The sequence below is a fragment of the Chitinophaga pollutisoli genome (genome assembly GCF_038396755.1).
Classification (GTDB): Bacteria; Bacteroidota; Bacteroidia; order Chitinophagales; family Chitinophagaceae; genus Chitinophaga; species Chitinophaga pollutisoli.
In genome coordinates, this window is the sequence record NZ_CP149822.1 from 1,192,195 (window position 1) to 1,207,643 (window position 15,449).

General features: G+C 55.9%; 11 protein-coding genes. 7 read left to right on the forward strand and 4 right to left on the reverse strand.

Translation table 11 applies throughout. From position 1 onward, the window contains the following. The first annotated feature begins 9 nt into the window (after positions 1-9). The 5 genes from WJU16_RS05030 (at position 10) to WJU16_RS05050 (ending at position 9,390) form a co-directional block, all read left to right on the forward strand. Entirely contained in the window at positions 10-1,509 is a 1,500-nt protein-coding gene (locus WJU16_RS05030; RefSeq protein ID WP_341837229.1) for a glycosyltransferase, read from the forward strand. Between the two features lie 28 nt (positions 1,510-1,537). Beyond that, positions 1,538-4,408: a tetratricopeptide repeat protein gene (locus WJU16_RS05035; protein WP_341837230.1), complete on the forward strand. Its 2,871-nt coding sequence runs from the start codon at positions 1,538-1,540 to the stop codon at positions 4,406-4,408. 8 nt (positions 4,409-4,416) lie between these two features. Further along, on the forward strand, positions 4,417-6,660 hold the full coding sequence (locus WJU16_RS05040; protein WP_341837231.1) for a DUF4838 domain-containing protein: 2,244 nt from the start codon (positions 4,417-4,419) through the stop codon (positions 6,658-6,660). 278 nt (positions 6,661-6,938) lie between these two features. Then, a complete protein-coding gene (locus WJU16_RS05045) occupies positions 6,939-8,111 on the forward strand; it encodes a metallophosphoesterase family protein (RefSeq protein WP_341837232.1) in 1,173 nt (390 codons plus the stop codon). A 34-nt stretch (positions 8,112-8,145) separates the two neighbouring features. Beyond that, the gene (locus WJU16_RS05050; protein ID WP_341837233.1) at positions 8,146-9,390 is read left to right on the forward strand and encodes a transglutaminase domain-containing protein; all 1,245 of its coding nucleotides are present in this window, start codon (positions 8,146-8,148) and stop codon (positions 9,388-9,390) included. A 109-nt stretch (positions 9,391-9,499) separates the two neighbouring features. Here WJU16_RS05050 and WJU16_RS05055 read toward each other — a convergent pair whose 3' ends face one another. Next, complete coding sequence (locus tag WJU16_RS05055) at positions 9,500-9,844, reverse strand: hypothetical protein (RefSeq protein ID WP_341837234.1); 345 nt, start codon at positions 9,842-9,844, stop codon at positions 9,500-9,502. Positions 9,845-9,929: 85 nt separating this feature from the next. Then, positions 9,930-11,153 (reverse strand): MFS transporter, encoded by a 1,224-nt coding sequence (locus WJU16_RS05060; protein WP_341837235.1) that lies wholly within the window; start codon positions 11,151-11,153, stop codon positions 9,930-9,932. A gap of 95 nt (positions 11,154-11,248) precedes the next feature. Here WJU16_RS05060 and WJU16_RS05065 point away from each other — a divergent pair, with 95 nt between their 5' ends. Continuing rightward, positions 11,249-12,133 carry a LysR substrate-binding domain-containing protein gene (locus WJU16_RS05065; protein ID WP_341837236.1) on the forward strand — a complete coding sequence of 295 codons (885 nt, stop codon included), beginning with the start codon at positions 11,249-11,251 and terminating at the stop codon, positions 12,131-12,133. Positions 12,134-12,150: 17 nt separating this feature from the next. Here WJU16_RS05065 and WJU16_RS05070 read toward each other — a convergent pair whose 3' ends face one another. Continuing rightward, positions 12,151-12,750: a YdeI/OmpD-associated family protein gene (locus WJU16_RS05070; RefSeq protein ID WP_341837237.1), complete on the reverse strand. Its 600-nt coding sequence runs from the start codon at positions 12,748-12,750 to the stop codon at positions 12,151-12,153. A gap of 76 nt (positions 12,751-12,826) precedes the next feature. Between WJU16_RS05070 and WJU16_RS05075 the strand changes: the two genes are divergently transcribed. Then, positions 12,827-13,351, forward strand: a complete 525-nt coding sequence (locus tag WJU16_RS05075) for a hypothetical protein (RefSeq protein WP_341837238.1) — start codon at positions 12,827-12,829, stop codon at positions 13,349-13,351. Positions 13,352-13,455: 104 nt separating this feature from the next. Here the strand turns inward: WJU16_RS05075 and WJU16_RS05080 are convergent, their stop codons facing one another. Then, positions 13,456-15,444, reverse strand: a complete 1,989-nt coding sequence (locus tag WJU16_RS05080) for an OmpA family protein (protein WP_341837239.1) — start codon at positions 15,442-15,444, stop codon at positions 13,456-13,458. Positions 15,445-15,449 lie beyond the last annotated feature (5 nt).

A 15,449-nucleotide genomic window follows, 5' to 3' on the forward strand; every position in this document is an offset into this window, starting at 1 on the left:
CCACACTGCATGGAACTGATCAGGAATTTTTACGAAGGTTCGATCTTTTTTTATGGCCTGGCCATGCTGACCATGTATGCCATCCTGGCGATCCTTTCTTTCAGGGGCGTCATGCGCTTCAAGCGGAAAGACCGCAATACCGATTACACCTGCATGCTCAATTCGGAGCTGGCGCCCGGCATTTCGGTGATCGCGCCGGCTTTCAACGAAGGCGTAACCATCATACAGAACGTGCGGTCGCTGCTCACATTGAATTATTCCCGCTTTGAGGTGATCATTGTAAACGATGGCTCCACCGACGATACTTTGCAGAAACTCATCGATGAATTCGAGCTGCGGGAGGTGGATTTCGCGTATAACGAAAGGATCAAGACACAGCCGGTAAGGCGACTTTTCAAATCCACCGACGTGGCGTACGACAAGCTGGTGGTGATCGATAAAGTGAACGGAAAGAGCAAGGCGGACGCTTCCAATGCCGGGATCAACGCCGCCGCGTATGATTACTTCCTGTGTACGGACGTGGATTGCATTATTGAAAAAGATACGCTGCTGCGCCTCATCAAACCATTTATGGAAGAGGAATACAAGAAAGTGCAGCAGATCGGCGAGCCCTGCCCCGAGTGCGGGTTCGTGCATATCGTAGAGGAAGGCGTAAGAGTGATCGCTTCGGGCGCCACCCTGCGGCTGGCCAATGATTGCGAGATCGACCAGGGCGTGCTGGTGAGGGTGCGGCCGCCGCGCAAGCTGCTGCCCCGCTTCCAGGAGATGGAATATATCCGCGCATATGTGTTGGGGAAGATGGGATGGAGCATGATCAACTGCGTACCCAACGTATCCGGCGGCCTCGGGCTGTTCGACAAGGAAATCGCCATCAAGGCGGGCGGGTACGACCATAAATCCTTCGCGGAAGACATGGACATCGTGACCCGGATGTGCCAGTACATGATCGACAACAAGATGCGATACGCCGTGCGCTACATCCCTACCACCCAATGCTGGACCGAAGGGCCTCCCAATATGAAAGTCTTCAGCCGGCAGCGTACCCGCTGGGGCCGCGGCATGGCGGAGATCGTCACCATCCACCGGAAAATGATCTTCAATCCCCGCTACAAGCTGATGGGCATGGTGGTGCTGCCCTGCAGCCTGCTGTTCGAGTTCCTGGCGCCCATCATCGAGTTTACGGGCGTACTGTATTATATCTACCTCATCGCCACCAACGCCATCAACTGGGATTATGCATTGATCCTGCTGGCATTCGTGTACTTGTATTCGGTGATGATCACAACGCTGGCCATCTGCTGGGACCAGCTCACCTTCCGCTATTACAATTCCTGGCGCGAAGTGGTGGGCCTGGCGCTCATGGCCTTCCTTGAGCCGATCATTTACCACCCCCTCATCGTGTTTTTCGCGCTACGGGGATATTGGTTCTTCCTTACCGGGAAGAAGTCCAACTGGGGGAACATGCAACGCCAGGGCTTCGGGCAACGGAAAGCGGTGCCTACGGCTTAAATCATCCATACTCATCCAACAAGCAAATATGAAAAGAACGGTCTGTTACTTATTGATGGGAATCTTTCTGCTCTGCGCCGCAACGGCACAGGGGCAGATTTTCAATACCAAAAAGAACAAAGATGCGGACGAGCTGTACAACGAAGCCGTACAGGCCACCCGCGCCGGGCAATACCAGAAAGCCATCACCCTGAGCCAGCAGGCCCTCAAGGTGCGGCCCGACTTCGTGGACCAGGAGCTGCTCCTCGGGCGCCTCTACATGCTCACCGGCAATTACCCTGCCGCGCGGCAGTTCGTTCATAAGGTGATACAGAAAAGTCCTAATTACCGCGACGCCTATCTTTACGCCATCAACATCGAAATGCTGACGCGGAACTATATAGAGGCCGAAAAGCAGGCCAATGCGGCGCTGGCGCAGTTTAAGGACGATAAGGAATTCATGCTCCGCAAGATGTCGATCCTCGACGCCACGCAACGCTTCCAGGGCGGCAACGTGTATGCGGAGGAGCTATTGGAGAAGTTCCCGGGCGACACTTCCATGCACAAGGCGTATATCGGCCACTACCTCACGGCGGGCAATTTCTACCGGCAGCGGGGCATCACGGCATTGGCGGAGCAGCATTATGCCCGGGCGCTCGCCATGCAACCCGGCAACACAGAGGCCAACAGCGCCATCACCAACATGTACCTGCGCAGCGGCAACTACCAACGCGCCATGGAACAACTCAACGCCGAACTGGCCAACAATCCCAACTCCTACGACCTCCTCATGCGCAAACTCGGCCTCTACCAGGATATGCACGATTACCCGGAAGCGCTGAACCTGCTGCAACAAATCCTTAAGCTCCACCCCGGCGACGCCAAAGCCCGCAGCCTGGACCTTTCCCTGCGCATGGAAGCTGCCGCCTGGTACGCCAATACCGACCCTTACATGCTGTACAGCGGCATCCTGGAGAAAAACCCGGGGAACCGCGAAGCACTCGATAAAGTCATCGGTATGAGCTTTTCACGCGGCGCATACCGCGAAGCGCTGGCCTGGATCAACAGCGGGCTGAAATCGAGCCCCAACGACCAGCGCCTCCTCGGCCTCAAACTCGACGTACTGGAAAGCGACCGCAAGTTCGGGGAAGCCGCCCTGCTGGCCGAAAGGCTTCTGCGCGCCGCCCCTACTGCCGAGAAGCGGCAACGGTACATCGGCCTGCGCGTAGCTTCCGGGCGGGAGTACCTCGCCCAGCAGCAATACGACCTCGCACTGGCGGAATTCGAAACCGCCCTGCGCGAAAACCCATCCGATACCGCCGCGCTCGACATGGCAGCCAACACCTACATCACCCAGAAAGATTATACCCGCGCGCTCGACGTGCTCAATAACGCCCTCTCCGCACATCCCGGCAACCCGCGTTTCATGATGAAGAAATCCTCCGTGCTGGCGGAAACCGGGCGGTACGACGAAGCCGCCGCCGTAGCAAAAGAGCTGCAGGCGCGGTTCCCCAACAATCAACGCTATAGTACTTTCGTTTCCGATATGCACCTCACCGCCGGGCGGCTCTTCATGCAGGCCGAAGAGTTCACCCTCGCCAAAGGCCAGCTGGTGCTCGTACTCGAAAACGACCCCGGCAACCTCGAAGCGCTGAATTACCTCGTGAACCTCGAATCCGCGCGCAAGCAATACGACAGCGCCGTGTATTACGCGGACATCGCCCTGCAGGCCCACCCGGACAACAAGGAAATGCTGCTCAAAAAGGCATCCGTATACACCGACAGCCAGCAATACGCAGCGGCGAACGCCATCAACCGGCAACTCATGGAGCGCTATCCTTACACCACAAAATACAGAACGGCATATGTGGATGGGCTAGTGGCGGAAGGGCTCGCCAAATGGCGGAACAACCGGCCCGACAGCGCTTATCCCATCTTCCAGGAGGCGCTGGCGATCGACAGGAAAGATTCGCTGGCATTGCTGAACAGCATGAACATCCTTTACGCCCGCCAGTCGTACGACAGCGCGCTGTACTTCGCCAACGAGGCGCTGCGGTATTATCCCGACAGCGAGAATTTCCTGCAGCGGCGCGCGCTCAACCTGGAAGGGATGAAGGATTACGCGGGCGCGGCGCGGGCGGCGGACTCGCTGGCCCGGCGGTACCCGACGGCCGACAATAAAGACTATGCCGACCTGATGGCATCGAAGGGACTGCGGAACCAGTTCGGCCTGTATTACCTCAACTCGAATTACGACTATGCCAGCACCAATTACAATATCGCCACGGTGGAGTACCGCCGTTTCTTTAAGAAAGGTTCCTGGGCCGTGCGCGCCAACTACGCCGGCCGCGAGCAGGGAACGGGGCTGATGGGTGAGGCGGAACTGTATTACACGCACAACAAATCGCTGTACTCTTACGCCCTCGCCTCCTATGGCAACGAGATCGTGTTCCCGCAATTGCGCCTGGGGTATAGTATTTTCAAGACATTCGGCAAGGAAATTGAAGGAGAACTGGGTGCGCGGTACCTGAAAACCGACAGCGCCAACGCCATCACGGGGGTATTGTCGGTGGCGAAGCCTTTCGGGGATTTCTGGGTGAACCTGCGCGGGTATTTCATCAGCGACGACGGCGACTTCAATACCTCCTTCAACCTCACCACCCGGTACTACATGAACCGCCGCCAGGATTACTTATCGGTGATCGCGGGACTGGGTACTTCCCCCGACGACCGCAGCCGGCTGATCCAGTTCCCGCAGCTGAGCGGGCTGCTCACCCGCAGCATCGCCGCCGGTTACCAGAAAACCATTAAATACCGTACCACGCTGGGCCTCTTCGGCACCTGGATCAACCAGAAAATCGAAGACAACCGGTACCAAAACCAATACGACATCTATATCACCGTACAACGTAAATTCTGATGGGGCATATGATGAACGCACTTTTCCTTTCGCTGATGATGTGGATACAACCCGGCTGCCATGCTGCCGGAGAAATCGTGCTGACGGACAAAGGCAAGGCGCGGCACAAAATCGTATTACCCGCGGAACCCACGAAGGCAGAGGTCCGCGCTGCGGATATCCTGCGCAAATATGTACAACAGATCAGCGGTGCGCAGCTGGCGCTGGTGAATGAAAACAACTGGAAAGACGGCGAACCCGCCATCTTCATCGGTAACACGGGGCATTCCGGCGCCATCGGGGAAGAGCAGATCGCAGGGGAAGGATTCGCTATCGCCACCGACGATCAGCACGTCTACATCCGTGGCGGCAGCGGCAAGGGAATTATCTACGGCGTGTATACCTTGCTGGATGATTACTTCGGCTGCCGGAAGCCAGCCCAGGGCCCGGCGGTGGTGCCCAAAAAACAAACGCTCACCATCAACCGGAACCTCCTCGACCGGCAGATACCGCAATTCGTTTACCGCGAAACCTACTACCCGGCGCCACTCGACCCGGAATACCAGGAATGGCATAAGCTGCACAGTTTCGGGGATCTGTGGGGGCTTTGGGGACATTCCTACTTCAAACTGGTGCCGCCGAAGGAACACTTCGCCGCGCACCCGGAGTATTATGCCTTCGTGAACGGCAAGCGCCGCGCCACGCAGCTTTGTCTCAGCAACGAACAAGTATTCCACCTCGCTGCCGGCTATTTAAAAAAAGCCATGGCCGATAACCCGGATGCGCTGTACTGGAGCATCTCCCCGGAAGACGGGACCGGTTACTGCACCTGCGACCAGTGCGCCCTAACGGATAAGGAAGAAGGCACACACGCGGGGTCGCTCATCCGTTTCGTGAACCGCATCGCCGCGCAGTTCCCCGACAAACAGTTCACCACCCTCGCCTATACGTATACCATCCAGCCGCCGGCGGTTACAAAACCCGCGGAGAACGTCATCATTATGCTCAGCAGCATCGATGCATACCGGCACCGGCCGCTGGCGGAAGAAACTTCCGCCGCGGGGTTCCGCAAAGCACTGCAGGACTGGAAGAAAGTGACCCGCAATATTTTCATATGGGACTACACCACCCAGTTTACGAACTACCTCGCTCCTTTCCCGGATTATTTCCTGTTGCAGCAAAACCTGCAGTATTTCGCGGATAACGGGGTGAAGGGTGTTTTCTCGCAAGGGAGCGGTGAAACGTATGCCGATATGGCCGAGATGAACGCGTACCTACAGGCCGAAGCCCTCTGGCAACCGCATCAACCTTCCGACACCGCGTTCGACCGGTTTATGACCGCGTATTACGGCAAGGCCGCAAAGCCAATGGCGCAATACGTAAAGGCCCTGGCCGCCAACCTGCACGCCGCCGGCGTGGCGCTGGATATTTACGGCAGCCCCGTCAACCACCGCAACGATTACTTATCCCCCATCGCTATCGAACATTATTCCACCTTCCTCGACCAGGCGGAGAAAGCTGCCGGCAGCGATACGCTACTGGCCGGGAGGATCTACAACGCCCGCCTGCCGCTGGAATACACCGTGCTGCAACAAGCGCGGCTGTATGGAACAGACAAGCACGGTTACCTCGTACCCTCCGGCAACGGCTTCGCACCGGCGCGGCAGTTCGCCGCCAGGGTGCAGCGCTTCGCGCAACAGGCGCAAAAGGCGGGTGTGAAGGAACTGGCGGAAGCAGGTATCGGTCCGGAAGCGTATGCGAAAGAATGGCAAAGCATCCTCGCAAAACCCTGGCAGCCCAGTCTTGCTTTCGGCAAAAAGGTGACGCTGCTGCATCCCTTCACACCTGAGTACACGGCTAAAAAGGAAGCCACGCTCACAGACGGACTCACCGGCAATACCGACTTCGCGCTGAACTGGCTATTTGTATATGGCAACGATCTTGTGGCCACCATCGACCTGGGCGAAGCGAAACCATTGTCCAAAGTGAATGTCAATTTCCTGCAGGATGCGCGGCATAATATCTTCCTGCCTACTAATATCGTTGTGGAAACGTCGACAGACGGTCAATCGTTCCAGCCCGTAGCCGTTCAGCCCGTAGCGGCCGTTGCGGAAGAAGATTTCACCGCCCATGTCGAAAACTTCAAACTGACGTTGAAACCCTCCACGGCCAGGTTCCTCCGTGTTACGGCGAAGCACCTCCCGCAGATGCCGGCATGGAGAGGAAATGATAAAAAACCGGCGATCTGCTGCGATGAGATCGTGGTGCAATAACCCGGTTTTAGCATGCTTTCCCCCTATTTCCTCCCAAGCGGTTAGTACGGTTACAGTACGGTATCCCTACTGAGCGGGTACGTGGCCATTACTGCGCGCATGCCCCGGACGCGCGAAATCCTTGCCGGATATACGTTCCAGCTTAAAATTCCTCCTCCGGCAGCCTCCTGACAAGTATGTTTCCACACTTTTCAATGGGGTTCCGGCGCGCTGGGATTCCTCCGTAATTCGCATTATCTTGTTGCTTTGCCGGATTCCGGCGATCTTAAATGCTACGGATGAAAAATTGCTTACTTCTTTTTGTGGCGATGCTACTGGCGCCACAGTTCACCTTTTCCCAGGAAACCTTTAAAATCACACATGGCCCTTACCTCCAGCAGCTCGGCGAAACCGGCGTGAACATCGTGTGGACCACCAACAAGAGCGGCATCGCCTGGGTAGAACTGGCGCCGGCCGACAGCTCCCACTTCTACGCACAGGAGCGCCCGAAATATTTCGCGGCGGCCCACGGGCAGAAAACGGAAGGCACCGTGCACAACGTACGGATCGAAGGCCTCCAGCCCGCCACCAAATACCGTTACCGGGTTTACGCGCAGGAAGTGACCAGCCATGAAAGCTATGTCGTAAAATACGGCAGCATCGCGGCGAGCGCGGCGTACCGGGCCGTTCTCCCCACATTCACCACCCACGATCCCAAAGCCACGCAGATCAGCTTTGCGATGGTGAACGACATCCATCAGCAAAACGACGTGATGAAGAAATTGCTGGGACAGGTAGACTGGAACAACAACCAGTTGGTATTCTTTAATGGCGATATGCAAAACAACTCCCGCAACGAAGCGCAGATCTTCAGTTCATTTATGGATACGGCCATCAGCGTTTTTGCCGATCGCATTCCCATGTATTACGCCCGCGGCAACCATGAAACGCGGGGAGAGTTCGCCAGTCAGTTCCCCCGCTACTTCCCTTCCGCCACCGGCCAGTTGTACTACATTTTCCGCACGGGGCCCGTTTGCTTCGTGGTGCTCGATACGGGCGAAGACAAACCCGATTCAGATATCGAATATACCGGCATCGCCGACTACGACGCCTACCGCACCCGGCAGGCCGCCTGGCTGAAGGAAGCGCTGCAACGCCCCGAATACACGGAAGCGCCTTACAAAGTCGTAATCGCACATATCCCGCCATTCGGCGGATGGCACGGCGAGCAGGAAGTCCTCGAAAAGTTTGTGCCGTTGCTGAACCAGGCCGGCGCGCAGGTGATGCTGTCGGGCCACCTGCACCGCAACGTTAAAAGACTGCCGCAAGCCGGCGCCTGGCAATTCCCTATCCTTGTGAATTCGAATACCAGCATCGTAAAGGCGAAAGCGGACGCCAGTCAGTTGCAGATCGAAGTATTTGATTTGACCGGCAAGAAAATCGATGAAGTGAAATTGAAACCCGCGAAATAAGGGTTATCCCTATCTTTGCGCAAAAAAATCATACATGCGACCGCTATACCACGGAATTGTGATGGCTACTCTAATGAATGTGTTAATCCCCTCCGCTGTAAACGCACAATCAAAAACCGGCCAACGTACCGCCGTTAGCGCACAGGCCGGTGAGTTCGCCGCAACGGATAAGAAAACAGGGGAACTGCCCGCTGAAGCCGCCTCGACTACCGACGGGATCGCAGGATGGATTTCGGGTAATTTCACCCGCGACATCGATAAAGCACGGGCAGCGTATTTCTGGGTGGCCTCCAACCTCAAATACGATATCGCTAATATGTTTGCGCTGAACTTCCATGAAAGGCGGGCCGACAAAGTCGTGAAGGCTTTGGCTACCCGCAAGGGCGTTTGCGAACATTATGCGGCGTTATTTGCTGAAATATGCACCAAAGCAGGGCTGAAGGCATTTGTGGTGGAAGGGTTCACGAAACAGAACGGCTTCGTGGATTACATCCCGCACGCCTGGTGTGCCGTCCGGACAGACGGGGAATGGCACCTGTATGACCCCACCTGGGGTTCCGGTTATGTGGCCAATGGCAAGTTTGTGAAGAAGATCAGCAACAATTACTTCAAAGTGGCGCCGGAAAAAATCGTCAAAACCCACATGCCGTTCGACTACCTGTGGCAATGCCTGGAATACCCGGTTACCAGCAGCGAATTCATCGAAGGCAAAATGCCCGCGCGCAATGGCAAACAGCCTTTTGCCTACAAGGATTCCATCGCGGTTTTTGAAACACAGCAGGAAATGGAATATTATGCGGCGGCGGTGAAAAGGATCGAGCAGAACGGACTGCGCAATTCCATGCAATTCGACCGGTTGCAGCAGCTGAAAATGGCTTTGGAAACAGACCGGCAGAACAAGCACGTGGAAGCGCAGAACCGCAAATCGGAGATCTTTAACAATGCGGCCAGCAAATTCAACCGGGCCATCTACTACTTTAATGAATTCATCGATTACCGGAACAAACAATTCAAACCGGAGAAACCGGATGCCGATATCCAGGCGATGCTGGATGCGGCCGCCAATAAAATAAAGGAAACGGATTCACTCCTGGCGTCGATCAACCAGCCCGAAGCGAGTCTTGCCACCATGGTGCAGGACCTGCAACAGAAAACGCCCGATATCGGCAAGCGCATTAACGAGCAGCAGGAATGGCTGCGGAAGTATTTCTCGAAGGGAAAAGCCGGGCGCAAATCGATGTTCACCAAATATACCTGGTTTGGCATCCCGCTGAACTAACCAACAGCGGCGGGCATTTAGCTTGCTTCCCTTAAAATATCAGAAAGCCCGCTCGGTGAGCGGGCTTCTTTTTTTCGAACATTTATCAACCTAAAATGAAACACAGTCTTTAGGAAAACAAGATCCACTGCACGGCGGCCGTGTTGGTGGCGGAAGGTTTGCCATTGCTCAGGATCCCGAATTTGGAGGAATACCCACTGGAGTTGGAGCTTTTCAGGGGATTGAGATTGTTCCGGGCCAGCAGGTAGGTGGATACCAGTTTCAATACCGTGGGCTGCTGCATTTTGGTCAGGCCGAGCGAAGGCGTCAGTACTTTCATGATTTTCGCGGAAGTAGTGGCAACGTTAACTACACCCGTGGCGGTTTCGGTTACGGATTGATCGAAATGGCGGGCAGAGGCGCTGCCGGCAGCGAAGAAGCAGATGGCCAGCAGGAGCAAAATCGGTTTTCTCATAGTTCCTTCCCGGTTAATGTCCAATTTTAACAACAAGAAATTGGATTTGGTTGCGGGAAGCCTGATTTTTCCTGCCCTGCGTTTGTCAGGATGCATGCCGGATAGCGGCCGGTTCGGTGGCAAGAGCGCGGACCACGGTGGCTTTGCGGATCATCAGGGAGATGAAAATGTTCGCTGTGGCCAGGGTTACCAACACCCACAGGAAGGCAGGAACGCCCAGGCCCTGGATCATCAGTCCGCCCGCAAACGGTGTAGCCGCCTGGGCGATAAGCTGCGGGCGCGCCAGTTTACCCATCGTACCCGCGTATCCTTCGGGGCCAAACAAATGCAACGGCAGCGTGCCCCGGAGAATGGTCCGCATCCCGTTGCCCAAACCGTAAAGGATAATGCCCGCCGCCGCAATAACAGGGCTCCCCAGCAACAGGGCCACCCCTGCCAGCACGCCTGCGCAGGAAATAGCGATACCGATCACCGGCGACTTCTTCGGAAACACGAGATCCAGGAGGCGGACACCCACCTGGCTGGGGCCCAGCAATGCACCCAGGCCCACGGCCGCGGCGAGGGTGATGTTATTGTCCAGCAGGATATCGATCAGGTGCACGGACACCGCTGTCATCATCACGGCCCCGATGGTGAAGTTGACCATAACGAGGTAATATACTTTCGATGCTTTCGCAGGAGCCGGCGGCGTTGATTTCAGCCGCCCGCCGGCAACCGCGGATGGCTGCGACGCGCCCCGCGGAAACGCCCATCTGTAAACGGGCAAAATGATCACCAGCAAAGCCGCGGCGTAGATGAGCAGCGTGCCCCGCCAGCCGAATTGCCCCAGCAGCAGCGTCAGCACCGGCCAGATGATGGTGGTACAAAAACCGGAAATGAGGGTGATATACGTGAACGCCTTCCCTGCCGAAGCTCCGTAACGCTTACCCAGCGCGGCGAAGAGCGCATCGTACAATCCCATGGCCATCCCCGCGCCGATTATGATCCAGCCGAGGAAGAACACGAGAATATGCGGCGCCAGGGCGGCAATGGCCAGTCCCGCCGCGATCACGATCCCGCTGTACCGCATGATCTGCTCCCCTTCCGCTTTTCCCACGCGCCGCCCGATGGCCGGGGCCATCAGGCCGGAAACGAGCAGCGCCAGCGATAAAGCGCCGTATACCCATTCGTGCGGCCAACCCGTATCCCTGACGATCGGCTCGCCAATGATGGCCATGAGAAAGAAGGAACCACCCCATAACAGGATCTGGGAAAAGCCCAGCACCACGCTCAGTAAGCGGGAAGGTGATGTATGTGTAGCGGGAAGCATGCGGCTGCCGGTTTGATACGATGCAAAGTTCCCCACATTCACTAAATTTGGAAAACGGTATTTTTCTATTACATCCATCGATAAAACCGATCAATATGGAACTGCGCCAGTTACGGTACTTCATCAAAGCGAAAGAGCTGCTCAACTTCACAGAGGCCGCGCGGCAGCTGCATATCAGCCAGAGCACGCTATCCCAGCAGATCGCGCAGCTGGAAGACGAGCTGGGCGCGCTCCTGTTCGACCGCATCGGCAAACGGATCGCGCTCACCGAAGCCGGGCAGCTTTTCGCGGGATATGCGCTGCAGAGCATCCATAAAGCAGAAAGCGGCCTCCAGGTATTGCGCGACCTCAACAACATGCACACCGGCGAAATCCGCATCGGCCTCACCTATGGCCTCCGCCCCATCCTTGCCCCCGCCCTCATCCGTTTCATGCAAACCTGGCCCGGCATCAAAATACAGGTAGTGCTCGGCACCTCTGCCGAACTGCTGGAAAAACTCTCGCACCTCGATCTCGACTTCATCCTTACTTTCCACGAAGCCGAAAAAGAAAAGCAATTCCGCTACCAGATGCTCTTCGAATCACCGATGACGATCGTCATGGCGCCGGATATGCCCCTGGCGAAAAAGAAAAGCGTGAGCCTGGAAGACGCCGCCCGCCTGCCGCTTGCCCTGCCTTCGCAAGGTTACAGCACCCGGGCGTTCATCTCCCACGTCCTCTCCCAGAAAAACCTCTCCCCCAATATCACACTGGAGATCAACGACATCAATATGCTGCTGGAAGTGATCCGATCCGGATCGTGGTACTCCATCCTCGTGCGCACCTCCGTAAAGCAGGAAGACGGTGTAGTAGCTGTTCCCATCACGGGCAAAGGCATGCAACGTAAAGCGATGATCATCTCCCTGAACGAATCCTACGAGAAAAAATCCGTTACGGCATTCCATAAACTGCTGAAAGAAATGTCGAAAAGCATGGGATAAAAAAACGCCCCAGGGCCTCAGAACTGTTTCAGCCTTCTCCCCTCACCCGCTGCCACGGCTATTTCCTGTATCCGCTTCTCCCGTGTTTCCGGGCGTTTGGCCATAGCGATCCATCCCAGCATCATCTTCCGCACCGATTTGCTCAAGCCCATGAAATACGGCTTTGAACCGCGGTGCGCTTTAAACGCTTTTTCGAGATCTTTAGGGAGCACGCCTTCCTCCACCTGGTCGAGCCGCGACCAGGAGCCGTTCTGTTTTGCCATTTCAATACACGCCATCCCGGCATCCGTCATCTTTCCTTCCGCAATCAATCTTTTTACTTTCTCCTTATTGATTTTGGACCAGTTGCTGGAAGGCTTGCGGCGGGTGAAATACTGGATGAAGGCCCCTTCGCCGACAGTCTTCCGCGTGCTGTCGATCCATCCGAAGCAAAGCGCTTCGTCCACCGCGTCGCTCCACTCCATGGAGGGTTTTCCGGTTTCTTTCTTGTACATCGTCAGCCACACCGACTGCTCGCTGCGGTGATGTTTTTTTAACCATTGCCTCCAGGCCTGACGGCTATCAGGGGTAAAAGTGGGGACGTCTTTTTTGGGCATAACCGAAAGTAAGATATTCATAGGGTAAAAATACCGGGGTGGATTGACAGCCCTATGTCAGCAGGCTTCGGGAATATTTTGCCATCTTCATCAGGATATGCATTTTAACCTTTATTTTTCCATCATGCCATTTCGCTCCGACCTGACATATAAGGCCATCGCCATGCAAGGCCATCCCACATTTGATGCGAATATTGCCGTAGACTGGGCCATCGCCATGCTGGAACTAGGCATCGAAACGCCAAACATCCTTATACTGGCGGGTATCCATCAACCTACGAGCTATTACGAGGTGGCGCCTTACCTGCTTCCCGCATTACGGGAGTTACATTTACCTGAAAAAAACGGTGATTCCGCCATCATCAGCTATTGCATTTTTAGTGCAAAGAGAATTGTAAAAAGGGATCAAATCAGGTTGCATCTACAGGAGTTAAAACAAAACTATTACAGATTGGACCAGCCTGATTTCCTGTTGGATTTTAGCTTATTGGAATGGGCGTGGCAGGATATCGAATCCGGATATGAAACATACTATTTCGAGAATGCTAACGCAGACAATATTGAATCGCTCGTCGTCCAGGCAGCACAAAAATGGCTGGAAGAGCACGCTGATTCGCTATAACCATTGCCTCCCTTTCTCGCCAATAAAAAAGCGCCGGAAGTAATTCCGGCGCGTTGCTAGTCTGTGGTGTATTCGTTACGTTCTGATTGAAAATAACCGCTATGCTATCTTTGGAGGACGCGCAGTTCGGTTCTGCGGTTCTTTTGATGTTCTGCTTCGGTGCACTCCACCCCGTCGGAGCATTTGTTCACCAGGCGCGATTCCCCGTACCCTACGGTTCTGATGCGTGCACGGTCGATGCCCTGCTGCACCAGGTATTCCGCTGCGGAAGCGGCCCTTCGTTCCGACAGTACGATATTGTAGTCATCGGTATGCCGGCTGTCGGTATGCGCGCCTAATTCCACTACCAGCCCAGGAAAGCTTTCCATGAGCGCCGCCAGCGAATCCAAAACCGGGAGGCTTTCCGGCCGGAGGCGGAAGTCGTCGCGGTCGTAGAGGATATCGGGCAGTTCGTGCACGCTGCCGGGGCGTGGCACCGCCATCGTCAGCTGCAGGCTGATCTTCACCGTGTCTTCCCCTGCCGCTGTGAACTGCTGCGGGGCCGACCAGCCATTCCCGGAGCCTGACGCTGATACGGCATACCGGTGTCCGTCCATGATCACCATGTATGCTTTTCCATCATCCGTTGTAAGCAGCGTCCAGTATTCCTGGCGGTTCTCGTCCGACAGTAGCACCGTGGCTCCGGTGGCTGGTGTTGTTGATCCCTGTTGTAACACAGTCGTTTCAAGTATGACAATCTTTTTACCCGGTTCCATCAGCTGCGTGATCCTGGGCGCCGCCGAAATGCCATACAGATCGTCGCTGCCCGCGCCGCCGGCCCTGTTGGAAGCAAACACTTCGCTGCCGGCCCCGTTGTTGCGCAGATAAAAATCATCGCCGGGGGAATTATACCCGTTTTTGAGGTTGACAGGCGTACCCCATCCATCTTTCCCGCCCGAAACAACAAACAGGTCGAACCCGCCCATGCCGGGATGCCCCTTGCTGGAGAAGCAGAGCTTCCCTGCCTCGTTGATCGTGGGGAAGGCTTCTTCGTCGGGGGTGTTGACGGCGGCGCCGCAGTTTTTGGGAGCGCTCCAGCTGCCATCGGGTTGCCGTTCGCAGTACCAGATATCGGTTTTGCCCTGGCCGCCGGGGAGGTCGCCGGTGAAATAGAGGGTTTGCCCGTCTGCTGCTACTGCCGCGTGGCCGATGGAATACTGCGGATTGTTGTAAGCGAAGGGAACGGGCGCTTGCCAGCCTGCTTGCCCCCTCACGCTCACGAACAAATCAAGTCTGCGGGTGCGATATCCCGCATCAGGACCGTCACGCTGCACGGCGGGTTTGCCGGGGCTGGTCACCGTGATGTAAGCTGTGTCGCCACCCGGAGCAAAAGCAACGGGGCCTACGTGGTACCTGAAATCATTCAATATGTTGTCGAACCCGCGGATTACCGTGGCATCGGGTGCGCAGTGCACCGTGTCGACGAAGTATATTTTCTGGAAAGCGTTGCCGGTACGGCGATACTCTTTCAGCGAGGCTTTCTGCCGGGGATCCAGCATCGTTGCGCGGAGGCTGTCGGAAACGAACACAAAACGGCCTTCCCTATCCCAGGTGGCGCCCCAGTCGGATGCCGGGGTATTGAGTTCGCGGAGGTTATTTACCGGCGGCGGTACGGCGGCCATCCACACCAAGGCGGAATCGCATCCCGCCATGCGGCTGGCAGCTTCGGCGCCGCCCTTCTCCTGGTATTGCACATAAATGGCTTTGGCAGCGATATAATCGCCGGTGCTTTTCACGGCATCTCCGTAGTGGAGAAAATCCGCGGGAACAGCGTCCTGGCTTTCGGTGATTTTCCGGTAGCTGTCCACTGCCTTTTGGTATTGGTTCAACTGACGGTAACAATCGGCCAGCATGCGCAGATGCGCTGTTTTGAAATATTTTCTTTTCGCCGCTTCCTCGAAATAAACGGCGGCTTTGCTGTATTCTAGGCGGAGGTAATGCGCCGTCGCCTTGTCTTGCGCCGGGCGCTGCTCCTGTGCGAAAGCGGGACTTGCCAAAAGCCCTGCGCCGAAGCAAATAATGCCCGATAACTGCCGGATCACGCGTATGTTCATGGGTT